Origin of the sequence: Nocardioides baekrokdamisoli, assembly GCF_003945325.1 — a bacterium.
GTDB classification, from domain to species: Bacteria; Actinomycetota; Actinomycetes; order Propionibacteriales; family Nocardioidaceae; genus Nocardioides; species Nocardioides baekrokdamisoli.
The window spans coordinates 2,545,130-2,569,103 of record NZ_AP019307.1; the positions used below are offsets into that span (position 1 = coordinate 2,545,130).

The 23,974-nt window shown below is 66.6% G+C and carries 24 protein-coding genes; 21 read left to right on the forward strand and 3 right to left on the reverse strand.

All coding sequences use genetic code 11. The annotated features are described in order from the left end of the window. Positions 1–2: 2 nt before the first annotated feature. Positions 3–608, reverse strand: a complete 606-nt coding sequence (locus KCTC_RS12460; RefSeq protein WP_125569563.1) for a M23 family metallopeptidase — start codon at positions 606–608, stop codon at positions 3–5. Between the two features lie 306 nt (positions 609–914). On the opposite strand from KCTC_RS12460, the gene rpsB reads away from it, so the two are divergent. From rpsB to KCTC_RS12485, 5 genes are all read left to right on the forward strand, one after another. Then, positions 915–1,793, forward strand: a complete 879-nt coding sequence (rpsB, locus tag KCTC_RS12465; protein WP_125569564.1) for a 30S ribosomal protein S2 — start codon at positions 915–917, stop codon at positions 1,791–1,793. A 100-nt stretch (positions 1,794–1,893) separates the two neighbouring features. Then, positions 1,894–2,697 carry a translation elongation factor Ts gene (gene tsf / locus KCTC_RS12470; protein ID WP_125569565.1) on the forward strand — a complete coding sequence of 268 codons (804 nt, stop codon included), beginning with the start codon at positions 1,894–1,896 and terminating at the stop codon, positions 2,695–2,697. Between the two features lie 123 nt (positions 2,698–2,820). Next, positions 2,821–3,531 (forward strand): UMP kinase, encoded by a 711-nt coding sequence (gene pyrH / locus KCTC_RS12475; RefSeq protein ID WP_231998723.1) that lies wholly within the window; start codon positions 2,821–2,823, stop codon positions 3,529–3,531. Between the two features lie 68 nt (positions 3,532–3,599). Further along, entirely contained in the window at positions 3,600–4,154 is a 555-nt protein-coding gene (gene frr, locus KCTC_RS12480) for a ribosome recycling factor (RefSeq protein WP_197715306.1), read from the forward strand. Positions 4,155–4,189: 35 nt separating this feature from the next. Continuing rightward, entirely contained in the window at positions 4,190–5,077 is an 888-nt protein-coding gene (locus KCTC_RS12485; protein WP_125569568.1) for a phosphatidate cytidylyltransferase, read from the forward strand. A gap of 11 nt (positions 5,078–5,088) precedes the next feature. Here the strand turns inward: KCTC_RS12485 and KCTC_RS12490 are convergent, their stop codons facing one another. Continuing rightward, positions 5,089–5,877, reverse strand: a complete 789-nt coding sequence (locus KCTC_RS12490) for an alpha/beta hydrolase family protein (protein ID WP_125569569.1) — start codon at positions 5,875–5,877, stop codon at positions 5,089–5,091. A 45-nt stretch (positions 5,878–5,922) separates the two neighbouring features. On the opposite strand from KCTC_RS12490, the gene rlmN reads away from it, so the two are divergent. The 3 genes from rlmN to KCTC_RS12505 all read left to right on the forward strand — a co-directional run bounded on the left by rlmN (position 5,923) and on the right by KCTC_RS12505 (position 9,022). Further along, positions 5,923–7,065 carry a 23S rRNA (adenine(2503)-C(2))-methyltransferase RlmN gene (rlmN, locus tag KCTC_RS12495; protein WP_125569570.1) on the forward strand — a complete coding sequence of 381 codons (1,143 nt, stop codon included), beginning with the start codon at positions 5,923–5,925 and terminating at the stop codon, positions 7,063–7,065. A gap of 96 nt (positions 7,066–7,161) precedes the next feature. After that, entirely contained in the window at positions 7,162–7,602 is a 441-nt protein-coding gene (locus tag KCTC_RS12500; protein ID WP_125569571.1) for a hypothetical protein, read from the forward strand. A gap of 160 nt (positions 7,603–7,762) precedes the next feature. Next, positions 7,763–9,022 carry a glycosyltransferase family 4 protein gene (locus KCTC_RS12505; protein ID WP_125569572.1) on the forward strand — a complete coding sequence of 420 codons (1,260 nt, stop codon included), beginning with the start codon at positions 7,763–7,765 and terminating at the stop codon, positions 9,020–9,022. Here the strand turns inward: KCTC_RS12505 and KCTC_RS12510 are convergent. Next, positions 8,937–9,839: an LOG family protein gene (locus KCTC_RS12510; RefSeq protein WP_125569573.1), complete on the reverse strand. Its 903-nt coding sequence runs from the start codon at positions 9,837–9,839 to the stop codon at positions 8,937–8,939. The two genes, KCTC_RS12505 and KCTC_RS12510, sit on opposite strands and share 86 nt — an antisense overlap. Positions 9,840–9,880: 41 nt before the next feature. On the opposite strand from KCTC_RS12510, the gene KCTC_RS12515 reads away from it, so the two are divergent. The 13 genes from KCTC_RS12515 to KCTC_RS12575 all read left to right on the forward strand — a co-directional run bounded on the left by KCTC_RS12515 (position 9,881) and on the right by KCTC_RS12575 (position 23,929). Further along, a complete protein-coding gene (locus KCTC_RS12515) occupies positions 9,881–10,987 on the forward strand; it encodes a 1-deoxy-D-xylulose-5-phosphate reductoisomerase (protein WP_125569574.1) in 1,107 nt (368 codons plus the stop codon). After that, entirely contained in the window at positions 10,984–12,294 is a 1,311-nt protein-coding gene (locus KCTC_RS12520; RefSeq protein ID WP_125569575.1) for a M50 family metallopeptidase, read from the forward strand. The genes KCTC_RS12515 and KCTC_RS12520 overlap by 4 nt, the downstream gene beginning before the upstream one ends. A gap of 198 nt (positions 12,295–12,492) precedes the next feature. Further along, positions 12,493–13,623: a flavodoxin-dependent (E)-4-hydroxy-3-methylbut-2-enyl-diphosphate synthase gene (gene ispG / locus KCTC_RS12525; protein ID WP_125570165.1), complete on the forward strand. Its 1,131-nt coding sequence runs from the start codon at positions 12,493–12,495 to the stop codon at positions 13,621–13,623. A 2-nt stretch (positions 13,624–13,625) separates the two neighbouring features. Next, positions 13,626–14,474 carry a GNAT family N-acetyltransferase gene (locus KCTC_RS12530; RefSeq protein WP_125569576.1) on the forward strand — a complete coding sequence of 283 codons (849 nt, stop codon included), beginning with the start codon at positions 13,626–13,628 and terminating at the stop codon, positions 14,472–14,474. 37 nt (positions 14,475–14,511) lie between these two features. Continuing rightward, positions 14,512–15,735, forward strand: coding sequence for a YncE family protein (locus tag KCTC_RS12535; RefSeq protein ID WP_125569577.1), 1,224 nt, complete (start codon positions 14,512–14,514; stop codon positions 15,733–15,735). Beyond that, a complete protein-coding gene (locus KCTC_RS12540) occupies positions 15,732–16,724 on the forward strand; it encodes a Kelch repeat-containing protein (protein ID WP_125569578.1) in 993 nt (330 codons plus the stop codon). Before KCTC_RS12535 ends, KCTC_RS12540 begins: the two co-directional genes overlap by 4 nt. Then, complete coding sequence (locus KCTC_RS12545; RefSeq protein WP_125569579.1) at positions 16,724–17,098, forward strand: DoxX family protein; 375 nt, start codon at positions 16,724–16,726, stop codon at positions 17,096–17,098. The genes KCTC_RS12540 and KCTC_RS12545 overlap by 1 nt, the downstream gene beginning before the upstream one ends. A gap of 149 nt (positions 17,099–17,247) precedes the next feature. Further along, complete coding sequence (locus KCTC_RS12550) at positions 17,248–19,011, forward strand: proline--tRNA ligase (protein ID WP_125569580.1); 1,764 nt, start codon at positions 17,248–17,250, stop codon at positions 19,009–19,011. A gap of 51 nt (positions 19,012–19,062) precedes the next feature. Next, positions 19,063–20,376, forward strand: a complete 1,314-nt coding sequence (locus tag KCTC_RS12555; RefSeq protein WP_231998724.1) for an alkaline phosphatase family protein — start codon at positions 19,063–19,065, stop codon at positions 20,374–20,376. Beyond that, entirely contained in the window at positions 20,373–21,935 is a 1,563-nt protein-coding gene (locus KCTC_RS12560; protein WP_125569581.1) for an alkaline phosphatase family protein, read from the forward strand. The genes KCTC_RS12555 and KCTC_RS12560 overlap by 4 nt, the downstream gene beginning before the upstream one ends. Positions 21,936–22,080: 145 nt before the next feature. Further along, entirely contained in the window at positions 22,081–22,599 is a 519-nt protein-coding gene (gene rimP, locus KCTC_RS12565; protein ID WP_125569582.1) for a ribosome maturation factor RimP, read from the forward strand. After that, positions 22,599–23,576: a transcription termination factor NusA gene (gene nusA / locus KCTC_RS12570; protein WP_125569583.1), complete on the forward strand. Its 978-nt coding sequence runs from the start codon at positions 22,599–22,601 to the stop codon at positions 23,574–23,576. The genes rimP and nusA overlap by 1 nt, the downstream gene beginning before the upstream one ends. A 41-nt stretch (positions 23,577–23,617) precedes the next feature. Then, complete coding sequence (locus KCTC_RS12575) at positions 23,618–23,929, forward strand: YlxR family protein (protein WP_125569584.1); 312 nt, start codon at positions 23,618–23,620, stop codon at positions 23,927–23,929. The last annotated feature ends 45 nt before the right edge of the window (positions 23,930–23,974 follow it).

The window sequence follows — 23,974 nt, forward strand, 5'->3', positions numbered from 1 at the left end:
CCTCATGGGGAATGGAACAGTCGGGTCAGATCGACCTCCAGACCGAACTCCTCGCCAGCCCACAACGGCAGGAGACGGACGTCGCTCGCGCTGGCGAACAGCGTCAACGGATCGAGATAGTCGTCGCTGGCGTCATCAATCAGCCCCAGGTGCAGGCAGGCGTCGGGATAGCAGTGCGAACCTCCTAGCTCCATCACCCCGACGACATCACCCGCAGACACCTTCGTCCCTGTCTCAATCTCGGCCGCCACAGGCTCGTACGTGACGCGACGGGCGCCGTTGTCGATGACGACGACGCCGCGTCCCGCGAGCTCGCCCGCAAATGTCACCGTTCCTGAGGTGGCGGCACGGACGGCCTGCAGGGGAAGCGCTCCGAGATCGACGCCACGGTGTCCCGCGCAGTACGCACATCCGGGTGGATCAAACGGGGCGACCACCGGGTGGGGATCGACCGGCCATACGGCCGCAGGAACCGGCTCCTCGCCCGCGGCTGCCGCGGCCGACGCGCTGCCGGGGACTCCAGACAGAGCCAGCGCGCCGGCAACGGCAGAGCCGGCGATGGCACGGGGGAGGAGCCGGATCCTGAGGCCGTGTGACGTCCTTCGCATACAGCGATCGTGGGGCATCGGTCGGGGAGACCGGAGGGCTGCAGATGAACCTGTGGAGACGCCCCCGTACCGGGCGTCCTGTGGACGAACTCCGGCGATTGGTGACCCACCCCACGCTGAACTAGGCTGGACCCCGCAACTCGTATGAGTTGACTTCGCACGTCCGCAGACCACGACGACCCGCCAGGGTCGGTCGCCCGTGGGTGTCGCTCTCAGTCTCCGTGAGGAGTCGGGCGGTACGCAGGCGTCAGGCACAACCGGCATCCGCCGGGAGTGAGACAACTGAGAACAATTGGAGAATCTGTCATGGCAGTTGTGACCATGCGCCAGCTCCTCGAGAGCGGCGTCCACTTCGGACACCAGACCCGTCGCTGGAACCCGAAGATGAAGCGCTTCATCGTCACCGAGCGCAACGGCATCTACATCATCGACCTGCAGCAGTCGCTGGCGTACATCGACCGCTCGTACGCCTTCGTCAAGGAGACCGTCGCCAAGGGCGGCACGATCCTGTTCGTCGGCACCAAGAAGCAGGCCCAGGAGGCCATCGCTGAGCAGGCGACCCGCGTCGGCATGCCGTACGTGAACCAGCGCTGGCTCGGTGGCATGCTCACCAACTTCTCGACGATGCACCAGCGGATCAACCGCCTCAAGGAGCTCGAGGAGATGGACCTTGAGGGCGGTGGCGCGGCGGTGAACCGCACCAAGAAGGAACTTCTCATGATGAAGCGCGAGAAGATCAAGCTCGAGAAGACTCTCGGCGGTCTGCGCGACATGACGAAGGTTCCGGCGGCCATCTGGATCGTCGACACCAACAAGGAGCACCTCGCCGTCGAAGAGGCGCGCAAGCTCCGCATCCCGATCATCGGCATCCTCGACAGCAACTGCGACCCGGACGCCGTCGACTACGCGATCCCGGGCAACGACGACGCGATCCGCGCCGTCGGTCTACTCACCCGCGTGATCGCCGACGCCGCTGCCGAGGGCCTCGTCGCCCGCAGCGGTGGCAAGGCTGCCGATGTCGAGCCGCTGGCGGAGTGGGAGAAGGAACTCCTCACCCCGGCCGCTGACGCTCCGGCCGCTGAGGCCACCGAGGCTCCGGCTGCTGAGGCGACTGAGGCTCCGGCCGCCGAGGCAATCGAGGCTCCGGTGGAGACCCCGGCCGTCGAGGCCGAGGCTCAGGCCTGATTCATTCATCTGGGAGTCGCGGGTGGCCACTAGGCTGCCCGCGACTTTCCGCATGACACCAGCAACAGCCCCACAAACTCGTACAAAGAAAAGGACTGTCATGGCTTACACCGCCCAGGACGTCAAGAAGCTCCGCGAGCTGACCCAGGCCGGAATGATGGACTGCAAGAAGGCGCTCGACGAGGTCGCCGGTGACTTCGAGAAGGCCGTCGAGCTGCTCCGCGTCAAGGGTGCGGCGAAGGCTGCCGCCCGCGCCGCCGAGCGTGAGACCTCGGCCGGTCTGGTCGCCAGCTCGGGCAACGCCCTCATCAGCCTGCTGGCCGAGACCGACTTCGTCGCCAAGAACGAGGCGTTCATCAGCGCTGCCCAGGCCATCGCCGAGGCGGCCGACGCCAACAAGGTCGGCGACGCTGAGGCCCTCAAGGCTGTCTCGCTCGGCGACAAGACCGTCGGCGAGACCGTCGACGAGCTGGCTCGCACCATCGGCGAGAAGATCGAGCTCGGTCAGGTCGCGTACTTCGACGGCACCACGACCGTCTACCTCCACAAGAAGGCGGCCGACCTGCCGCCGACGCTCGGCGTACTCGTCGAGTTCGACGGTGACGAGGCCGCGGCCAAGCAGGCTGCCCAGCAGGCTGCCGCGATGAAGGCCCAGTTCCTCACCAGCGACGAGGTTCCGGCCGACGTCGTCGCCAAGGAGAAGGACGTCCTCACCAAGAAGACGCTCGAGGAGGGCAAGCCGGAGGCTGCCGTCGCCAAGATCGTCGAGGGTCGCATCGGTGCGTTCTTCAAGGAGATCGTCCTGCTGGAGCAGGAGTCGGTCTTCGAGGCGAAGAAGTCGGTCAAGGCCGTACTCGCCGCTGCGAACACGACTGTGAGCAAGTTCGCCCGCTTCGAGGTCTGAGGACCGGGGACGGCTGTGACGCCGTCCGCGTACGCATTGCGAAAGCCCCTGCCGAGTGGCAGGGGCTTTCGTGCTTCATGGGCGTCTGCGCATATACGACACCTACTCGATAGGGTGAACGCCGTGACGTACAAGCGGGTCCTGCTCAAGCTGTCCGGTGAGGTTTTCGGTGGCGGAAGGGTGGGCGTCGATCCCGACGTCGTCGCGGCCGTGGCGAAGGAGATCAAGGCTGTCGTCGAGCACGGCACGCAGATCGCGATCGTGACCGGCGGTGGCAACTTCTTCCGCGGCGCGGAGCTCCAGCAGCGCGGCATGGACCGCGTACGCGCCGACTACATGGGCATGCTCGGCATCGTCATGAACTGCCTCGCGCTCCAGGACTTCCTCGAGAAGGAAGGCGTGGACACCCGCGTGCAGACTGCCATCACCATGGGCCAGGTCGCCGAGCCGTACATCCCGCGTCGGGCGATCCGCCACATGGAGAAGGGGCGCGTCGTGATCTTCGGTGCAGGCATGGGCATGCCGTTCTTCTCCACCGACACGGTCGCCGTCCAGCGTGCGCTGGAGAGCAAGTGCGACGTCGTCCTGGTCGCCAAGAGCGGTGTCGACGGCGTGTACAGCGCCGACCCGCGCAAGGACCCGACGGCGAAGAAGTACGACGAGCTCACGTACGAGACGGCACTCGCCGAGGGCTTGCAGATCATGGATCAGACCGCGTTCGCGTTGTGCGGTGAGAACAAGTTGCCGATGGTGGTGTTCGGCATGGAGCCGGAAGGCAACATCCTGCGCGTCGTTCAGGGTGAGAAGATTGGCACGCTCGTCAGCGCAGGCTGAAGCCTCGATACGCTGCGTTCAGCAGCTACTCGACCAGCGGTAGTAGCGAAACAGGGAGAAAAGCTGTGATCAACGACATCCTCAACGAAGCCGACGAGAAGATGGGCAAGTCCGTCGACTCGACCCGTGAGGACTTCGCGACGATCCGCGCTGGCCGCATCACGCCGACGGTCTTCAACAAGCTGAACGCCGAGTACTACGGCACGCCGACGCCGTTGTCGGCCCTGGCGACCTTCACCTCGCAGGACGCGCGCACGATCATGATCGCGCCCTTCGACATCTCGGCGATGCCGGCGATCGAGAAGGCGATCCGCGACTCCGACCTCGGCGTCAACCCGTCCAACGACGGCAAGGTGCTGCGGGCGGTCTTCCCGGAGCTGACCGAGGAGCGCCGCAAGGAGTTCGTCAAGCAGGCCAAGGCTCAGGCTGAACAGGGCCGCATCTCGATCCGTCAGGTACGCCAGAAGGCCAAGCAGAACCTCGAGAAGCTCGAGAAGGACGGCGAGGTCGGCAAGGACGACGTCACCGGTGCGGAGAAGAAGCTCGACGTCGCCACCAAGAAGCACACGGACGCGATCGACGACATGCTCAAGCACAAGGAGGCGGAGCTGCTCGAGGTCTGAGACCTCACACTCCGTCTTCCACCGACGCATCCTCGATGAGTACGAGCTCCGACGCCCCTGAGGCGAAGAATCATGGCCGGGCTGGCCGGGACATACCACTGGCGTTCGCGACTGCAGCCGTCCTGGTCGGAGTGATCGCGGCTTCGCTGTTGTTCGTGAAGTCGTTGTTCATCCTGGTTGTCATTGCTGCACTCAGTCTGGCTGTGTGGGAGCTGCGACGGGGCCTGCGTGCGGTCGACATCGACCTCCCACAGTTGCCGATCACCGTCGGTGGAGCGGCAATGATCGCCTCGGCGTATGTCTGGGGCGCGAATGCCCTGGTGACGGCCACCGCGATGACGGCGCTGGGGACCTTGCTGTATCTGTTCCGCCGCGGCGTGCAGGGCTACGTACGCACCGCAACCGCAGCAATCTTCACCGTGATCTATCTGCCGTTCCTCGCGGCCTTTGTCGCCATGTTGTTGTCTGAAGGTGGACGTCGCTGGTCGACCGATTCGGACCTGCATGACCTCGGAGTCCGCGGCGTGGCGACGTTCATCGCCCTCGTCGTCGCCTCCGATGTCGGCGGCTTCGTGGCCGGAGTCCTTCTCGGAAGGCACCCGATGGCGCCGATCATCTCCCCGAAGAAGTCCTGGGAGGGCTTCGCCGGCTCAGCGATCGCGACCTGCGGTGCGGGCATCGGCCTCGTCATCTGGCTCTTCCACGGGCACTGGTACGTCGGCGCTCTGCTCGGCGTGATCGCGGTGGCGATGGCGGTGCTCGGTGATCTCGTCGAGTCCGTCATCAAGCGTGACCTCGGCGTCAAGGACATGAGCCAGATCATTCCCGGCCACGGCGGGATCATGGATCGCCTGGACTCGCTCCTCGCGACGGTCGCGCCGGTCTGGCTCGTCCTCCACTACTGGGTGCTCAAGGGGCACTGAACCGATCTCGGTCAATTCGGGTCGACGAGCCTCGCGCCGTCGACGTCCGTCAGGTATGGCTCTGCCCATGCACTGATGATCCGCGCGGCTCGTTGAGCCTGGCCGTGGGCCGTCATCAGATGGTCGGAACCCTCGAGCGAGACGAAGCTCTTCGGGTGCCGGGCCGCTACGAACAGGGCGCCTGCATTGTCGATCCCGACAGTGTCGTCGGTGGGGGAGTGCATGATCAGCAGCGGCCGGTGAAGGTCGCGCACGCACCCCGTCAGGTCTGAGGCGCGTACGTCCTCGACGAACGCCTTCTTGAGCGTCAATGCACGGCCGGCGACAAGCCACGGTGAGGACCCGTCCGCCAGTACCTTCCCGACGACGGCGTCGTACATCTTCTCCACGTGTACCGGTTCGGAGGGCGCTCCGACAGTCGCGACTGCCTTGACGTCGGGGCAGCGAGCGGCCGCTGCGATCACCGCATCCCCACCGAACGAATGCCCGACCAGCAGGGTGGCCCGCGTCCCACGGGAGGCCATGAATTCGACCGCGCGGATGGTGTCCTCGACCTTGACGGTGAACGAGCCGTCGCCCCAGTCGCCGCCCGACTGTCCGAGCCCTAGGTTGTCGAAGCGGAGCATGCCGATGCCTTCGCTGGCCAGTTGCTTGCAGATCCGGGCCGACGCCGGGAAGTCCTTGCCGAGGGTGAACCCGTGGGAGAAGACGCCCCAGCCGCGTACCGGACCCTGCGGTTCATCGATCAGGCCGACGAGTTCGGGACCGACGACGCTGGGGAACGAGACCTTGGTGCTCACGCGAGAAATCTATCGGCGGCACCGTCAGGTGGGACACTGAGCGACATGTCCGAAGGTCGCGAGCGCTCAGGCGAGGTCAAGGCGCTGCCGCTCGTCATGGAAGCCCCGCGTGGCCGCGCGAAGCCGCCGCGGCACCTGGCAGACCTCGATGAGGTCGGCCGCAAGGACCTGCTCACCGAGATGGGCCTCCCGGGCTTCCGGGCCAAGCAGTTGTCGACCCACTACTTCGGTCGGCTGGTGCACGATCCCGCGGAGATGACCGACCTCCCCGCAAGCCAGCGCGAGGAACTCGTCACCGCGCTCCTCCCGGACCTGATGACCCCGATCAAGCAGCAGTCGGCGGACGCCGGGACGACGGTCAAGACGTTGTGGAAGCTCTTCGACGGCTCGCTCGTCGAGTCGGTGCTGATGCGGTACTCCGATCGCGCCACCATCTGCATCTCCTCCCAGGCCGGCTGCGGCATGGCCTGCCCGTTCTGCGCGACCGGCCAGGGCGGTCTGCAGCGCAACATGTCGACCGCCGAGATCGTCCACCAGGTCGTCGTCGGTGCTCGCGCCATGGCGAACGGGGACGTCGCCGGTGGAGAGGGCCGACTCTCCAACGTGGTCTTCATGGGCATGGGCGAGCCGCTCGCCAACTACAAGGCAGTGGTGGGCGCCGTACGCCGTCTCACTGATCCGGCACCAGCCGGACTCGGGCTGTCAGCCCGCCACGTCACCGTGTCAACGGTCGGGCTCGTCCCGCGGATCAAGCAACTCGCCGATGAGGGCGTACCGGTCACCTTGGCGCTGTCTTTGCACGCCCCGGACGACGAACTGCGCAACGAACTCGTCCCGATCAACACCCGCTTCTCGGTCGCGGAGACGGTCGCCGCGGCCTACGAGTACTTCGAGAAGACCGGCCGCAGAGTCTCCATCGAGTACGCGATGATGCGCGGGATCAACGATCAGGCGCATCGCGCGGACCTGCTCGCCGACGTCCTCGGCGTGTACGGGATGCACTGGGTGCACGTGAACCTCATCCCGTTGAACGAGGTCCGCGGCTCGAAGTACACCCGGTCGTTCGACGAGGTGATGGACGAGTTCGTACGCACACTGGAGCGTCGCGGCCTGTCGACGACCATTCGGGACACCCGCGGCAGCGACATCGATGCGGCCTGCGGCCAACTGGCCGCCGAGGAGCGCTGACCTCCCCTTTTCGGGGGTGTGCCAGGCACTCTCGACAGGACGACGCACCGGGTCCAGACTGAGCCCAAACCTATGCGTGACCTGAGAGGACCAGCCATGATTCGCACCTCTTTCCCACTGTCTCGCGCTGCAGTCGGCGCAGCCCTGCTCCTCGCGGGCGGCGTGCTCACCGCGTGCGGGAGTTCGTCCACGGCAGGCGGTACGCCCAGCAGCGCGGCGCCAAGCACCTCGTCGACGCCCAGCGAGACCATGGGAATGCCGAGCATGGTCCCGAGCCTCACCGCGCTGTGCACCGGGCTGAATTCTGCGGACCTGGCGTCGCTGTCCCAGTCGAAGGACGCAGCCGGAGTCCTGGCGGCGTGGACCAAGCTTGCCGCAGACGCTCCGGACGCCATCAAGGCGGACATGCAGCTCGTGGCCACCTACCTGCAGGCCGCGGTCTCCCACGACTACACGGCAATGTCGGGCGCGATGACCGGTTTCCAGGCCGCGATCGCCCACATCACCACCTACATCGCGACGAACTGTCACGCCTGACGTCACGCAGCCCGCAGTTGGCGCCGAGGTGAACACCCGGAGACTGGTTCACAAACGCACAAGGTCGTCGGCTCGACCCCGCAGGAAGTGACGCGTCGGATTCACCAACACGTCACTTTCGGCCACCCGGCAGGTCGTCCGGCGCGCTCACCCTCGAAGCATGACGAGCATCCTTGCGGAGCGTCCTGAGACCGTCACCCTGCAGCGCGAACCGCTGCGCGTCCTCGTGGTGACCGAGTCCTTCCTGCCGCAGATCAACGGCGTCACCAACTCCGTACGTCGTGTCCTGGAGCACCTCGCCGAGCAGGGCCATGACGCCATGGTGCTGGCCCCGACGGCCCCGGAGAGCGGGGAGTACATGGGCTTCCCGGTCGTGGTCACCAGAGGCATCACCCTGCCGGCCTACGACGACTTCCGGATCGGCATGGAGAGCCGCAAGCGGTTCAAGAAATACATGGTCGACTTCGACCCCGACGTGGTGCACGTGGCGAGTCCGGCCAGTATGGGATGTGCGGCGGTCAAGGCTGCCCAGGAGCTCGGGATCCCGGTGGTGGCGATCTACCAGACCGACATGGTCGGCTTCGCCAAGGGCTACGAGGACCGCTACCACGTGACTGGCCTCGCGAAGGCGATGAAGAAGCTCACCCGGAAGATCCACAACGCGGCTGACCGCAACCTTGCCCCGAGCAGCGCGAGCATCGCGCAACTCGAGGGTCTCGGCATCGAGAACAACGTGCTGTGGCCGCGCGGTGTCAATGTCGAGCAGTTCGACCCGTCGCGCCGCGACAGCGAGTTGCGCACGCGCCTTGCGCCGAACGGTGAGCTCATCGTCGGGTACGTCGGCCGCCTCGCGGTCGAGAAGGAACTCGAACTCCTCGACGTCTTCCACAACGACCCGCGCTACTCATTGGTGCTGGTCGGCGGAGGCCCCGACGAGGAGCGGCTGCGCAAGCTCATGCCGAAGGCGCACTTCCTCGGTCTGCTCCACGGCGAGGAGCTCGGTGCCGCGTACGCCTCCCTCGACGTGTTCGTCCACACCGGCCGTCACGAGACCTTCTGTCAGGCGGCCCAGGAGGGTCTCGCGTCCGGCCTGCCGGTCATCGCGCCGAACCAGGGCGGGCCGATCGACATCGTCGACCACGGGGTCACCGGCTTCCTCTACACGCCGGGCGACCGCGCCGACCTTGCTGGATATGTCGAGAGGCTGGCCAGCGACGACCTGCTGCGCCGGTCGTTCGCCCGCGCCGCTCGCAAGGCCGTCGAGGGTCGGTCGTGGGCCGCGATCAACTCGCGCCTGATCGACCATTACCGTGAAGTGATCGCCGAAAAGCAGCTCAGCGGAGCAGGTCGACGACTTCGTCGATCGAGTTCGCGAGGTGGATCTGCGCGGCCATGGGCCGCGTCGCCGCGAGTGCACTGAGCGCTGGCCACACCGGCAGCGTCTGCGTCCAGTACTCGGCCCCGAGCAGGATCATCGGGGTGACCTGGTCGGGTACGGCGTAGTAGTTCTCGCACGCGTCCTGGAAGATCTCCTGCACCGTGCCCGCCGCGCCCGGCAGGAAGACGATCCCGGCATTGCAGATGTTGAGCAGGATCGCTTCGCGCTGGGCGTTCTTGAAATACTTCGCGATCGCCGTCGCGAAGACATTCGGCGGCTCGTCGCCGTAGTGCCACGTGGGGATCCCGAGGGTGTCACGCGGCACCTCCGCACGAGCCGCAAGACCCGTTTTCGCCCACTGGGAGATCGACGGTCCGTACGTCGGCACCTGTGCCAGGTCGTCGATCGTCCTCTCGAGGGTCGAGGCGGTCTCGTGGCCGTACGACGCCCCGAGGTTCGCTGCCTCCATGGCGCCCGGCCCACCGCCTGTCGCGATGGTGAGGTGGCTGCTGAGTCGGTGGGCCAGGGTTGCCGTCTGTCGGTAGTTCTCGTCTCCGCGCACCGCCTGGTGCCCGCCCATGATCCCGACGATCCGACGCCCGGTGATCCAGCTGTCGAGAGCTTCGTCGATCGAGAAGTCGTGGACCGCACGTTCGCGTGCCGCGCTGCGGTCGTGCGGCTTGCGGGACCATGCGTACGCGCGGGCGTCGAGGGTGTCGCGGTAGCGGTCACCGTCGTACAACTCGTCTGCGGTGTACAGCGAGGTGCGTTCCTGATCGACCGGTGAGGTGGGCTCGGCGGCCGGCAGCGAGGCCAGTCGGGCGAGTTCGTCAGCGCGTACGGACCGCCTGCGACTCATGACGCTGAGCCTTCCATACCGACGCCTGTCAGAATCGCTGCGTGGCGAAGCGTGATGTGACGATTCTTGGGTCGACCGGGTCGATCGGGACCCAGGCGCTGGACCTCGTACGCCGCAACCCGGACAGGTTCCGGGTCGTCGCGATGACCGCGGGGGGCGGCAATCGGGAGCTGTTCGAGGCGCAGGTGGCCGAGTTCAGGCCGGCGTACTCGGGCCTTGGCGAGGAGGCGTCGGTCGAGGCCGCCGGTCGCGAGGCCGATGTGGTCCTCAACGGCATCACCGGTGCGGTCGGACTGCGCCCGACCCTGGCTGCCCTGGAGGCCGGCAACACGCTCGCGCTCGCCAACAAGGAATCCCTGGTCATGGGCGGCCCCCTGGTCCTGGAGCGCGCCGCGCCGGGACAGATCGTCCCGGTCGACAGCGAGCACAGTGCGTTGGCGCAGTGCCTGGCTGCCGGTCGTGCGGAGGACGTACGCAAGCTGGTGCTGACCGCGAGCGGCGGTCCGTTCCGGGGGCGTACGCGGGCCGAGCTCGCCGCGGTCACCGTGGATGAGGCGCTCAACCACCCGACCTGGGACATGGGGCCGGTCATCACCATCAACTCGGCCACCCTGGTCAACAAGGGCCTGGAGGTGATCGAGGCCCACCTCCTCTTCGGGATCCCGTACGACCGCATCGAGGTCGTCGTGCACCCGACGTCGGTGGTGCACTCGATGGTGGAGTTCAACGACGGCTCGACGCTCGCCCAGGCCAGTCCTCCGACGATGGCCATCCCGATCGCGCTGGGCATCGCCGGGTCCGAGCGGATCCCCGATGCCGCCCCGGCAGTGGACTGGACGAGCGCGCAGACGTGGGAGTTCTTCCCGCTCGACGACCAGGCCTTCCCAGCGGTCGCGCTGGCTCGGCGGGCTGGTAAAGCTGGGGGAGTGCAGCCGGCCATCTACAACGCCGCGAACGAAGTCGCCGTGGAGGCGTTCCGGTCGCACCGCCTGGCCTTCACACAGATCGTGGACACGATCGCCACGGTGCTGGACGGCTCCGACCCGATCGTCTTGTCGGCACCGCGTACGGTCGATGACGTGATCGCCGCCGATGCCTGGGCCCGCGACCGCGCTCAGGCCGTTGTTGAGCGGCGTGTGATCGGATGAGTACCTTGCTCTACCTCGGCGGGGTCATCCTCTTCATCCTCGGCGTCGCGGCCTCGATCGGCCTGCACGAGATGGGCCACCTGATCCCCGGCAAGCTCTACAACGTCAAGATCACCCAGTACTTCATCGGCTTCGGGCGCACCATCTGGAGCCGTCAGCGGGGAGAGACCGAGTACGGCCTCAAGGCTGTGCCGCTCGGTGGCTACGTGAAACTCGTCGGGATGCTCCCGCCCGGGCCTGAAGCGGCCCCGGGGACGGTTCCGAGTCGGCCGACCGGCATGTTCAGCCAGTTGATCAGCGACGCCCGCGCGGCGGAGTACGAGCACGTCGGCCCCCACGATCACGGCCGACTCTTCTACCAGCTGCCGTGGTGGAAGAAGGTCGTCATCATGGGCTCGGGTGTGGCCACCAACATCGTGCTCGCGCTCGCCCTCTACTCCGTCGTCTTCATGGGGTATGGAGTTCAGAGCCCGACCCTGACGATCGGCGTCGTGAACAAATGTGTGCTCGCCGTCCGCGCAGCGGAGGCGCCGACCGAATGCCCCAAGGGTGCGCCTGCGTCCCCGGCGGCGAAGGCGGGACTCGAGGTCGGCGACACGGTCACAACGCTCAATGGCGTGAGGATGGAGAACTACGACCAGTTCCGGGAAGCCATCCGTGCCAACGGGACGGGCCCGGTCACGATCGGCATCGTTCGCGGCGGTCGTCCGATGGTCGTCGGGCCGATCTCGACCGTCGTCAACAACGTCCCCTCCGACAGTGATCCGACCCAGACCGTCAGGGCAGGTTTCCTCGGCGTCGAGCCCGATACCGCCCGGCAGCAGCAAGGTTTCGGGTTCGTCCTCTCGACCATGAAGGACAGCACTCGACACGTGCTGTCGACCCTGGGGCACATGCCACAGCGCGTCTACCACGTCGCGCGAGCCGCGCTTGGGCTCGAGACCCGCGACCCGAACGGTCCGATGAGCATCGTCGGCGCCGGCCGGATCTCCGGTGAGGTCGTCCAGAACCAGGCAGTGCCGCTCGGGGCCCGGCTGATGTCTCTCGTGCTGCTCCTCGCGGGCCTCAACCTCTTCCTCGGCCTGGTGAACCTGGTCCCGTTGCCCCCGTTCGACGGCGGCGGCATCGCCACCACACTGGTGGACGCGATCCGTCGGGGATGGGCGCGCGTACGCCGCAGGCCGGACCCGGGCGCACTGGACTCGGCGAAGCTCCTCCCGGTCACCTATGTCGGCGCCGCGCTCATCCTGGTGATCAGCGTGGTCCTGATCTACGCGGACATCGTCGCCCCTGTGAAACTCTCGTGAGTGGGACGGAGGGTTCTGGTCCGGCTGGGACCTACTCCGAAGGAGCATCGGCGCGAACGCGCCCACGAGCGAGCGAAGCGAGCAAGGCGCGCGCGGTTAGCCACCGCGACGAGGAGTAGGTCCCAGCCGGACCAGAACCCTCCGTACTGACTCCGGCGAGTGCCGCCTCGGTAGGATCGGGATGTGACTTCCCTGGGCATGCCCGCACTTCCGCCGCCGGTGCTCGCGCCGCGCCGTCAGACCCGCCAGATCAAGGTCGGCAAGGTCGGCGTCGGATCGGATTCGCCGGTGTCGGTGCAGTCGATGACCACGACGCTCACCAGCGACGTCAACACCACGCTGCAGCAGATCGCCGAACTCACCGCTGCCGGCTGCGACATCGTCCGGGTCGCCTGCCCGAGCCAGGACGACGCTGACGCGCTCGCGGAGATCGCGAAGCACTCCCAGATCCCGGTCATCGCCGACATCCACTTCCAGCCGAAGTACGTCTTCGCCGCCATCGAGGCCGGGTGTGCAGCGGTCCGGGTCAACCCGGGCAACATCCGTGCGTTCGACGACCAGGTCAAGGAGATCGCCCGGGCAGCCCAGGACCACGGCACCAGCATCAGGATCGGCGTCAACGCCGGGTCACTCGACAAGCGCCTGCTGGAGAAGTACGGCAAGGCCACCCCCGAGGCCCTCGTCGAGAGTGCTGTCTGGGAGGCCGGCCTCTTCGAGGAGCACGGCTTCCGTGACTTCAAGATCTCGGTCAAGCACAACGACCCGGTCGTGATGGTGCGCGCGTACGAACTCCTCGCCGAGAGCGGCGACTGGCCGCTGCACCTCGGCGTGACCGAGGCGGGCCCGGCCTTCCAGGGGACGATCAAGTCCGCGACGGCCTTCGGTGCGTTGCTGAGCAAGGGCATCGGCGACACCATCCGGGTCAGCCTGTCGGCTCCGCCGGTCGAGGAGGTCAAGGTGGGCCTCCAGATCCTGCAGAGCCTCAACCTGCGCGAGCGCAAGCTCGAGATCGTCTCCTGCCCGAGTTGCGGCCGCGCGCAGGTCGACGTCTACTCCCTCGCCGAGCAGGTCACCGCAGGGCTGGACGGCCTGGAGGTCCCGCTCCGTGTGGCAGTCATGGGCTGCGTCGTCAACGGCCCCGGCGAGGCCCGTGAGGCCGACCTGGGCGTCGCCAGCGGCAACGGCAAGGGCCAGATCTTCGTCAAGGGCGAGGTCATCAAGACAGTGCCCGAGGCGCTCATCGTCGAGACCCTGATCGAGGAGGCGATGAAGCTCGCCGAGTCGATGGAGGCCGTCGAGGGTGCCTCCGCGAGCGTGTCCGTCTCCTGAGCATGGGAGTCCCGGTCCGGGACGGCATCAAGCCGTTGCGCGCTGACGATCTCGGCGCGTTCCTCGCACTCACCCTCCGTGATCCTGTCCTCGACGTGTTCGCCGAATACCGGGCGCGCGGGACCTCCCTCGATGCCCGCTGGTTGGGCGCTGAGATGTGGGGTCGGTTCAGCGACGGCGGCCTGGTCGCTGCCTGTCACGTCGGCGCGAACCTGGTCCCGGTCGGCGGCTCCGTGGATGACGCGGTCGCCTTCGCCGAGCGGGCGGCCGGCAAGGAGCGGACGGTCTCCACGCTGGTCGGTCGCCATGAACACGTCGAGGCGATGTGGGACGTACTCCGCAGGTCCTGGGACCCGCCTCGTGACATCCGCTGGCGTCAGCCGCACCTGGAGATCGGCTCCCAACCTCTGGTCGAGCCAGACCCCGCCGTCCGGTTGACGGTGGCTGAGGACTTCGGCGTGCTGTACCCCGCCTGCGTGGCGATGTACACCGAGGAGGTGGGGGTCTCGCCGGAGGTCGCCGCCGGGGGAGAGGCGTACCGTGCCCGCGTGCGGCAGCTGATGAACCGCGGCTGGTCGTTCGCCCGGATCGACGACGGCCGACTGGTCTTCAAGGCCGAGGTCGCCTGTGCCACCCCGTACGCAGCCCAGATCCAGGGCGTGTACGTCGCGCCCGAACACCGCAACCAGGGGCATGCGGCCGCGGGTGTTGCGGCCGTCGTGGAGGCCGTACGCGCCTCGATCGCGCCCCGGGTCTCGCTCTACGTCAACGAATGGAATGCCGCCGCGCGGGCCGCGTACGCCCGGGTCGGCTTCGTTGAGACCGCCAGGTTCTCGACGATCATGTTCTGAACGGGTCGCTTCAGGTAACTCTGCAAGGATGGCCGGCATGCGCAAGATCGGTCTGTTTGCCACTGGAATCGCCTCCCTGGCGCTCACCGCGTGTGGGTCGTCCTCGCCGTCAGGCACGGGCAGCAGCTCGATGCCCGGCATCGACATGACCACGCCGATGGCGTCGCCGACCGCCACCGCGCCTTCCGCCTCGCCCGGCGCGGTCGGCGCCTCCGGCAACCCGTTCGCGGACCCGCTTCCGGGGATGCCGGAGATCCCGGCCAACGGTGTGTACGGCGACTCGACAAGCCTGTCTCCGGCTGTCGAGGGCGACCCGGCGTACATCTATGTGCCGGACAGCAACGAGAGTTCCGGCGGCACGACCACCGTCATCGACCAGCACACCCACAAGATCGTCCGGGTGCTTCCGTCGGGCGTGCTGTCGCAGCACGTGACACCGTCGCACGACCTGCGTCACATCTTCGTCGAGGCGAGCGTTGCGAACCGTCTCTACGGCATCGACCCAGCCACGGGACAGGCGGCGACCTCGTACTCCATCGAACGCCCGTACAACCTGTACTTCACGCCGGACGGCAAGTTCGGTGTGGAGATGGACGAGCAGCACCAGAAGATCCAGTTCACCGACCCGAACACCTTCAAGGTCATCAAGACCATCTCGGATCCCGCCTGCCAGGGTCCGAACCACGCCGACTTCTCCGCGAACGGCCGCTACTTCATCGTGAGCTGCGAGTTCTCCGGCGAACTGCTCAAGATCGACACAGTCACTCAGTCAGTCGTCGGTCATCTCTCGCTGGGCAACGGCGCCATGCCACAGGACGTACGCCTCGCACCGGACGGCCGCAGCTTCTATGTCGCCGCGATGATGCTCAACAAGCTCGTCCAGATCCCGTGGAACGACTTCACCGTCGCCAAGGAGTACTCGACGATGACGATGCCTCACGGCATCTACTTCAGTCGCGATCAGCAACGCGCCTTCGTCACCGCTCGCGGTGCCGGGGCGGTCCAGGTCTTCGACCTGGCTCAGGAGAAGTTCGTCGCGACCTGGCAGACCCCGGAGCACTACCACCTAGACATGGGTGGTCTGAGTGTTGACGGCAAGACCCTGTGGATCTCGGCGCGCAACGAGGGCTGGGTCCTCGGCTTCGACACGACCACCGGTGCCGTGGTGGCCAAGATCCGCGTCGGCGGGATGCCGCACGGCCTGCTGGTCTGGCCGCAGCCCGGTCGCTACTCCATCGGACACACGGGCGTCACCCGATGAGGCGTGCCCTCGCGGTCGCTGCCCTGGCGACCCTCACCGCCTGTGGGTCAACCGCGGCGCAGAGCACGCCGACCACAGGAGGCTCCTCGGTCGGCTCCAGCGTGCTGCCGATTCCTGTGACGCTCGCGCATCCGATCGTCGACGTGATGCCGTACCGGCTGGTTACGGGCGTTGGTCGTGAGGCCATCATCCAGACACCGAGTGGGGCGATCATCGCGGGCGGTCTGGTCGTCGGCGACACCACTACTGACGCAGCGCAAGAGATCGACCTCGGCGCCGGCAAGGTGACCTCCCTCCCGGCCCTGAAGGTTCCTGTCCACGACACGGCGGGGAGCCAGAACGCCGCCGGACCGCTGGTGATCGGCGGCGGGAACAGCTCTGAGCAATCAGTGGTCCAGCAATGGTCGGGTGGCGCTTGGAGTGTGGTCGGACACCTGCCGACGACCCGCTCGGATCTGGTTGCCGTGTCCACTGGGGGCAGGACGTTCGTTCTCGGTGGGTATGACGCGGTCACGCCCGCCGTGAGCAGTGTTGTGTCATCGAGCGACGGCAGGACGTGGACCACAGTCGGCTCGCTCGTAGTGCCGCTGCGATACGCCGCGACGGCGGTCTTCGGAGCCAAGGTGTGGCTGTTCGGCGGTGAGGCGTCGGGCGCTGAATCGAATGTCGTCCAGACGTTCGACACCGCCACCGGCAAGGGACAGGTGGTGGCCCATCTCCCTATGGCGATCGGACACGCCTCCGCGTTCCGCTTCCAGGACAAGGTCCTGATCCTCGGTGGACGTACGGACGCCAGCTCGGGAGCGATGACTGACCAGATGTGGTGGTTCGATCCCGCCACCGACAAGTTCGCCGACGCAGGGAAGCTGCCGTACGTGCTGGCTGACGCCGCCATCGTCACCGGAGGCAATTTCGCGTACGTCGTCGGCGGCGAGAGTCCACACCCGATTTCGACGATCCTGCGGATCACCTTCACCAAGGAGCGATGATGAGTGGCTTGTCCCCGATCACCAAGGCAGTTGTCGGCGCATTCGTCGTCAGCGGAACGATCCACGTCGTCCGTCCGCAGACGTTCGACGCCCTCATGCCCGAGTGGCTGCCGGCGCACAAGGAGATCGTTGTCGGCTCCGGTGTGGCAGAACTCGTCTGTGCGGCTGCGGTCGTGAACCCCAGGACGCGCCGCATGGGCGCGCTGGCCAGTGCGGCGCTGCTGATCGGTGTCTACCCGGGCAACGTGCAGATGGCGCTCGGCGCCCAGAAGACGCACAACACCGGATACAAGATCGCCACGCTGGCCCGCCTGCCACTGCAGTGGCCGATGATCAGCGCCATGCTCAAGACGGCGCGCGAGGCGAAGGCCTAACTCCCTGCCCAGCGGTGGACCGATGTTGCTGGTGAGGCGACTACGGGCCGGATCGGCGCCTCTTCTGTCACTTCGGTCCACCCTCACGTACGCCGCCGGCCGCGGAATCGGTTCGGCTGTGACCCCGGCACCCCAGTAGCCTTGCGCCCATGATCGCCAGGCTCTCGACGCTCTTCGTACGCACACTGCGGGAGGACCCGTCTGACGCCGAGGTCCCGAGCCACCGGCTCCTCGTACGCGCCGGCTACATCCGTCGTGCTGCTCCCGGCATCTACACCTGGCTGCCGCTGGGCCTCCGCGTCCTGCGCAAGGTCGAGGGCATCGTGCGCGAGGAGATGGATGCGATCGGCGCCCAGGAAGTCACCTTCCCGGCTCTGCTTCCGCGTGAACCGTACGAGGCCACCGGTCGCTGGACCGAGTACGGCGACGGCATCTTCCGTCTCAAGGACCGCAAGGATGCGGACTACCTGCTCGGCCCCACGCACGAGGAGATGTTCACACTCCTGGTGAAGGACCTGTACAGCTCGTACAAGGACCTGCCGCTGTCGATCTACCAGATCCAGAACAAGTACCGCGACGAGGCGCGTCCGCGCGCGGGCCTGCTGCGTGGGCGCGAGTTCATCATGAAGGACTCGTACTCCTTCGATGTCGACGACGCCGGCCTGGACGCGAGCTACAACGCTCACCGTGCGGCGTACATCAACATCTTCGACCGGCTCGGTTTCGAGTACGCGGTGGTCAAGGCCACCGCGGGTGCCATGGGCGGCTCGAAGTCGGAGGAGTTCCTCGCGAAGGCCGAGGTCGGTGAGGACACCTTCGTACGCTGCGACAACTGCGACTATGCCGCCAACGTCGAAGCCGTCCAGACCCGCGCACCGCTGGCGATCGACGCCGCCGGCCTCGCGGCCGCGGAGGTCGTCGACACGCCGGGTGCGGAGACGATCGAGAAGCTGGTGGCGTTCCTGAACGCTGAACAGGCGCAGGAGCGGATCTGGACCGGAGCGGACACGCTCAAGACCCTTCTCTTCACGATCACTCACGTCGACGGCACCACTGAGGAGCTGGGCATCGGTGTCCCCGGCGACCGGGAGGTCGACGGGAAGCGGCTCGAGGCGTACCTCGGCGAGGGCATCGAGGTCCAGCTGTTCGGTGCGGCTGACTTCGCCAAGCACCCGAGCCTCGTCAAGGGATACATCGGTCCCAAGGCCATCATTGCCGAGGGCATCAGGTTCCTGGTCGACCCGCGGGTGGTCGACGGATCGGCCTGGGTCGCCGGTGCCGATGACCACGGAAAGCACGTCGTGTCGCTGGTCGCCGGTCGGGACTTCACCCCGGACGGCCTCATCGAGGTCGCCGAGGTACGCGACGGCGACGGCTGCCCGAACTGTGCCGAGGGCGCGCTGAGCACCGCTCGCGGCATCGAGATGGGCCACATCTTCCAGTTGGGCCGCAAGTACGCGGAGGCGCTCGACCTCAAGGTGCTCGACGTCAACGGCAAGCTCGTGACGGTCACGATGGGGTCGTACGGCATCGGCGTCACTCGCGCGGTGGCTGCGATTGCGGAGGGCACCCTCGACGAGATCGGCCTGTGCTGGCCGCGCAACGTGGCGCCGTACGACGTGCACATTGTCGCCGCGGGCAAGGAGGCTGAGATCTTCGAGGCCGCCGAGGCCTTGGCGAAGGGCCTGGAGGCTGCGGGCATCGACGTCCTGCTCGATGATCGCGCCGGCAAGATCAGTCCCGGAGTGAAGTTCAAGGACGCCGAGCTCATCGGTGTGCCGACGATCGTGACGGTGGGACGCGGTCTGGTCGACGGGACGATCGACGTCAAGGACCGCCGTACCGGAGAAGCCACTGCGGTCGCAATCGCCGATGCTGTGGCCTCGATCACTGCCACTGTGAACAGTCGGTAAACCTCTCGGGATCTGCGTCACCTGACCGGGTGGGCCCGCGTTCCATGAGGCGTGACCATTTCTCGACGCACGCTTCTCGGAGCCGCTGGCGCTGTCGCCGGCGGCGCGGGCCTGGCAATGGCGGGAGCGGCTGAGGGCTTCGGCTCGGTCGGTCCCGTGTCCACCTATCCGGCGCTTCCCGCGCCGGCCGACTCGGGGATCGAACACATCGTCGTCGTGATGATGGAGAACCGATCCTTCGACCACTTCCTCGGGTGGGTGCCGAATGCCGACGGCAAGCAGGCTGGCCTGACGTACGTCGACCGCTACGGCGTCCCTCAGAAGACCTATCACCTCGCCGCGTTCAACAACTGCGGTTTCAACGACCCGGACCACTCCTACGAAGGTGGTCGGATCGAGTTCAACGACGGCAAGTGCGACGGGTTCCTCAAGGCAGGTCTCAACGACGTCTCGGCGATCGGGTACTACGACAAGGCGGATCTGCCGTTCCTCGGACGGGCTGCCCAGGACTGGACGACTTTCGACCGCTACTTCTCCGCGGTGATGGCCGAGACGTACCCCAACCGCTTCTACATGCACTCCGCACAGACGGACCGGCTGCACAACGGCATGGCCCAGAGCACCCTTCCGACGATCTGGGACAGCCTTGCGGCTGCCGGAGTCAAGGGCACCTACTTCTTCAACGACGTGCCCTTCACGGCGCTCTGGTACACCAAGCATCTCGCCATCAGTCAGCCGTACGCGCTGTTCAAGACGCAGGCAGCTCTCGGCCAGTTGCCCGCTGTGTCCTACATCGACCCGCGTTTCGAGGACGAGGCATCAGGTACGTCGAACGACGACCACCCGCACGCGGACATCCGGGCGGGGGAGGCGTTCCTCAACGAGGTGTACGACGCTGTTCGCACCAGCCCCAACTGGGACAAGACCGTGCTGGTGATCACGTTCGACGAATGGGGCGGCTTCTACGACCACGTGGCGCCGGAGAAGGCTCCGGATGTGTCCGCGAAGACTGCGCTGCGCGGCTTCCGTGTCCCGACGATCGTCATCTCGCCCCTCGCCCGCCGCGGCCACGTCGGGCACAACACGTACGACCACACGTCGGTGTTGAAGATGATCGAGTGGCGCTTCGGACTGCCACCGCTGACCGTACGCGACGCGAACGCCCGGAACCTGGCTGAGGCTCTCGACTTCTCATCGGTCGCCAGCCCCAACCTGACGGCTCCGGCCTACACCGTTCCCAACTTCACCCCGCTCGGGTGCACGGCCGGAACGGGCGTCTCGACCGCCGAGCTCGGCTCGGAATTCTCTGAATGGGGCGACCTCAAGGCTCTCGCCCAGAAGCTGGGAGTGGTGTTGCCGGTATGACCGCCCTGACGTTCGGCCGCAAGGCCGGCTTCCGTCGCATCGTCGCGTCGCTCACCTTCGTGGCCGTCGCCTTCGTCGGCGGCGCCATTGTGCTTCACAACCACGACGCAGCCGTCCAGCACGACACGCTCGACGCGGTGACCAACAGCAAGATCGCGGCGTACGTGCCGCCGGCCAAGCATGTGTTCGTCATCAACATCGAGAACAAGGGCTTCACCAACACCTGGGGAGACGGTGTCGACGGCAATGGCTACGGGATCGGTGCCGGCAATGGCGGCGACCCGTACCTGGCCACGACCCTGCGTTCGAAGGGTGCGTTGTTGACCTCGTACTACGGGACGGCCCACAACTCGGAGCCGAACTACATCGCGCAGCTCTCCGGGCAGGGTCCCAACCCCGAGATGCAGGGTGACTGCCAGACGTACTCGAATTTCGTCTCGGCGGGTACGGCGGCAATGCATCAGCTCCGTGGCACCGGGTGCATCTTCCCGAAGGGCACCGCGAGCCTCGCCATGCAGCTGCAGAACTCCCGCCACACGTGGAAGGGGTACGAGGAGGACATGGCGACGCCGTGTCAGCACCCGACTGTCGGCGGCGTCGACAACACGCAGAAAGCCACCGCGACGTCCGAGTACGCGACGCGTCACAACCCCTTCATGTACTTCCACGACATCATCGACAACCCGACGAACTGTGCCGCGCACGTCGTACCGCTCACCCAGTTGAGCAAGGACCTGAGCACGTACGGCAGCACTCCCGAGTACTCACTGATCACGCCCGACCTCTGCAACGACGGACACGACGCACCGTGTGCGAACGGGCAGCCCGGCGGTCTGAAGAGCATCGATGCGTGGATGAAGGTTTGGGTTCCCCGGATCATGGCGTCGCCGGCGTTCAAGACCGACGGAGTCCTGGTGATCACGGCCGATGAGGCCGACTATCCGGGCTCGGACAACGACATCACTGGTCAGACTGCGTGTTGTGGTGAGACCGCTGTGAACACCCCGAAGGCGGGGATCACCAACGACGGCGGCGGACTGATCGGCGCCCTGGTGATCTCGAAGTGGACGAAGCCGGGCTCCTGGAGTTCGACGCCGTACAACCACTACGCGCTGCTGGCCAGCCTCGAGGACATCTTCCGGCTCGGGTACGCGGGGTACGCGAGCGACCCGAACCTGGACCACTTCGGCCTGGACGTCTACAACTCCGGCTGGGACCAGGCGACCCCGAGTCCGACCCCGACCCCGACACCAGTCGTCACGAAGCAGCGGACCTACATCGGCCTCACCTACAGCCACGAGGTGCTGCCGGTCGGTCAGGTGACGCGGGAGACGTTCGCGGTGCACCCTGCGTCGATGGTGACCGGGACCCTCAAGGTGTCGATCATCGGCCCGGGCGTGAACATCCTGAAGTACATCAACCTCACCCATGCGATGGGTGGCGTGGTCAGCTTCAACGTGAAGCCGACCGGCCGCGGTTCGATCGCCGTCAAGGCGCAGTACTACGGCGACTCGGCCTGTACGCCATCGAGCATCTCGAGGTACTTCAACGTGCGTTAGAGGTCCGCAACGGGCAGATGAAGTGATCATGGACGCGGCACGCCCGCGTCCATGATCACTTTTCGCCCACTCCCGATAGGGTTGTCCCACCAGCGCGCCGAGGTGGGCGCATCGGCGACAACTCAAGGTTCAGGAGGCTCCAGCGATGGAATCGGTGGCACGCTCCGGACCGGCCCGCGACACCCTGGGCCCGATCGAGCCCGACCTGGTGACCGCACTGCAGGCCGCCGGCTATGACCTTGAAGCGATCGAACTGACTCCTGCGGGCAAGCGACGGGTGCTGCGGATCGCGGTCGACAAGGACGGCGGCATCACGCTGGACGACGTCGCCGAGGCCACCCGGTTGATCAACGATGTGCTCGACACGACGACCGTGCTCGGCGAGCAGCCGTACACGCTGGAGGTCACCTCCCGCGGTGTCGACCGTCCGCTCACGCTCGAACGGCACTGGCGCCGCAACATCAGTCGGCTGGTCAAGGTCACCCTGCTCGAGGGCGGTGTCGTGACCGGACGCATCATCAGCGCCGACGACGCAGCCGCGATCCTCGAAGAGGACGTGAAGGGCAGGAAGAGCCGGCAAGAGGTCGCGTACGCCGACGTCGCGAAAGCTGTCATCCAGATCGAGTTCACACAGCGCCGATCCAACGACGTAGAGGAGTCCTGATGGACATCGACCTGAATCTGCTCCGCATGCTCGAGCGCGAGCGCGGCATCTCCTTCGAGCACCTGGCCGAAGCGATCGAGCAGGCGCTGCTCTCGGCGTACCACAAGGCTCCGCACACGAACCCGAACGCACGGGCTCTCCTCGACCGCAAGACCGGCCACGTGACCATCCTCGCTGCAGAGATCGACGCTGAGGGCACCCAGGTCGGCGAGTACGACGACACCCCGGTCGACTTCGGGCGGATCGCTGCGACCACAGCCAAGCAGATCGTGCTGCAGCGCATCCGCGACGCCGAGGACGAGATCAAGTTCGGTGAGTTCTCCGGCAAGGAGGGCGACATCGTCTCCGGCGTGATCCAGCAGGGCCGCAACCCCGACGACGTGATGGTGGACCTCGGCTCGCTCGAGGCGATCCTGCCGATGATGGAGCGCGTGCCGGGGGAGAACTACGACCACGGATCCCGGATCAAGTGCCTCGTCACCTCCGTACGCAAGGGGATGCGCGGACCGCAGATCACGCTGTCGCGCTCGCACCCGGGCCTGGTCAAGAAACTCTTCGCGTTCGAGGTGCCGGAGATCGCTGACGGCACCGTCGAGATCGCCGCGATCGCCCGTGAGGCCGGCCACCGCACCAAGATCGCGGTGAAGTCGACGAAGCCCGGGGTCAATGCCAAGGGCGCCTGCATCGGGCCGATGGGCCAGCGCGTACGCAACGTGATGGCCGAGCTCAACGGGGAGAAGATCGACATCGTCGACCACTCCGACGACCCGGCCGCGATGGTGGCCGCGGCGTTGTCTCCCGCCCGCGTCACCGAGGTGCAGATCCTGGACCTCGATGCCAGGGCCGCCCGCGTGATCGTCCCCGACTTCCAGCTGTCGTTGGCGATCGGCAAGGAGGGTCAGAACGCCCGCCTTGCAGCGCGTCTGACCGGCTGGCGGATCGACATTCGATCCGACGAGGAATCCCCGTCCGCCTGAGTTAACGGACTCGTTGCCTCGACAGGTAGAGTTTCCCGCTGGTGGCACGCCAAGAGACTGAGCTCGCACAAGCATGCGAGACCGCAGAGCCGATACGGACCTGCGTCGGTTGTCGACAACGTGCCAGCAAACGCGAGTTGGTGCGGGTGACTGCAGTGATCCGACACGGCCAATCGGTCGTCGAGCCGGACATTGAGGGTGCCGTGCCCGGCCGTGGGGCGCACCTGCATCCCACGATCGAGTGTTACGACCTCGCGGTGCGCCGGAAGGCGTTCGCCCGGGCCTTGCGGCTCGAGGGCGGGCCGTCCAGTGCACCGGTGGGTGCGTACGTGGCGGGTCGCGTGACCGAATGACCAACGACTGTCGGTATCTACTAGAAGCGTGGAGCACTCGCTCAT

Coding starts and splice junctions, on each gene's coding strand:
- KCTC_RS12460 (WP_125569563.1), bottom strand. CDS start 608: ATGCGAAGGACGTCACACGGCCTCAGGATCCGGCTCCTCCCCCGTGCC.
- rpsB (WP_125569564.1), top strand. CDS start 915: ATGGCAGTTGTGACCATGCGCCAGCTCCTCGAGAGCGGCGTCCACTTC.
- tsf (WP_125569565.1), top strand. CDS start 1,894: ATGGCTTACACCGCCCAGGACGTCAAGAAGCTCCGCGAGCTGACCCAG.
- KCTC_RS12485 (WP_125569568.1), top strand. CDS start 4,190: ATGAGTACGAGCTCCGACGCCCCTGAGGCGAAGAATCATGGCCGGGCT.
- rlmN (WP_125569570.1), top strand. CDS start 5,923: ATGTCCGAAGGTCGCGAGCGCTCAGGCGAGGTCAAGGCGCTGCCGCTC.
- KCTC_RS12500 (WP_125569571.1), top strand. CDS start 7,162: ATGATTCGCACCTCTTTCCCACTGTCTCGCGCTGCAGTCGGCGCAGCC.
- KCTC_RS12505 (WP_125569572.1), top strand. CDS start 7,763: ATGACGAGCATCCTTGCGGAGCGTCCTGAGACCGTCACCCTGCAGCGC.
- KCTC_RS12510 (WP_125569573.1), bottom strand. CDS start 9,839: ATGAGTCGCAGGCGGTCCGTACGCGCTGACGAACTCGCCCGACTGGCC.
- KCTC_RS12520 (WP_125569575.1), top strand. CDS start 10,984: ATGAGTACCTTGCTCTACCTCGGCGGGGTCATCCTCTTCATCCTCGGC.
- ispG (WP_125570165.1), top strand. CDS start 12,493: ATGCCCGCACTTCCGCCGCCGGTGCTCGCGCCGCGCCGTCAGACCCGC.
- KCTC_RS12530 (WP_125569576.1), top strand. CDS start 13,626: ATGGGAGTCCCGGTCCGGGACGGCATCAAGCCGTTGCGCGCTGACGAT.
- KCTC_RS12535 (WP_125569577.1), top strand. CDS start 14,512: ATGCGCAAGATCGGTCTGTTTGCCACTGGAATCGCCTCCCTGGCGCTC.
- KCTC_RS12540 (WP_125569578.1), top strand. CDS start 15,732: ATGAGGCGTGCCCTCGCGGTCGCTGCCCTGGCGACCCTCACCGCCTGT.
- KCTC_RS12545 (WP_125569579.1), top strand. CDS start 16,724: ATGAGTGGCTTGTCCCCGATCACCAAGGCAGTTGTCGGCGCATTCGTC.
- KCTC_RS12550 (WP_125569580.1), top strand. CDS start 17,248: ATGATCGCCAGGCTCTCGACGCTCTTCGTACGCACACTGCGGGAGGAC.
- KCTC_RS12560 (WP_125569581.1), top strand. CDS start 20,373: ATGACCGCCCTGACGTTCGGCCGCAAGGCCGGCTTCCGTCGCATCGTC.
- rimP (WP_125569582.1), top strand. CDS start 22,081: ATGGAATCGGTGGCACGCTCCGGACCGGCCCGCGACACCCTGGGCCCG.
- nusA (WP_125569583.1), top strand. CDS start 22,599: ATGGACATCGACCTGAATCTGCTCCGCATGCTCGAGCGCGAGCGCGGC.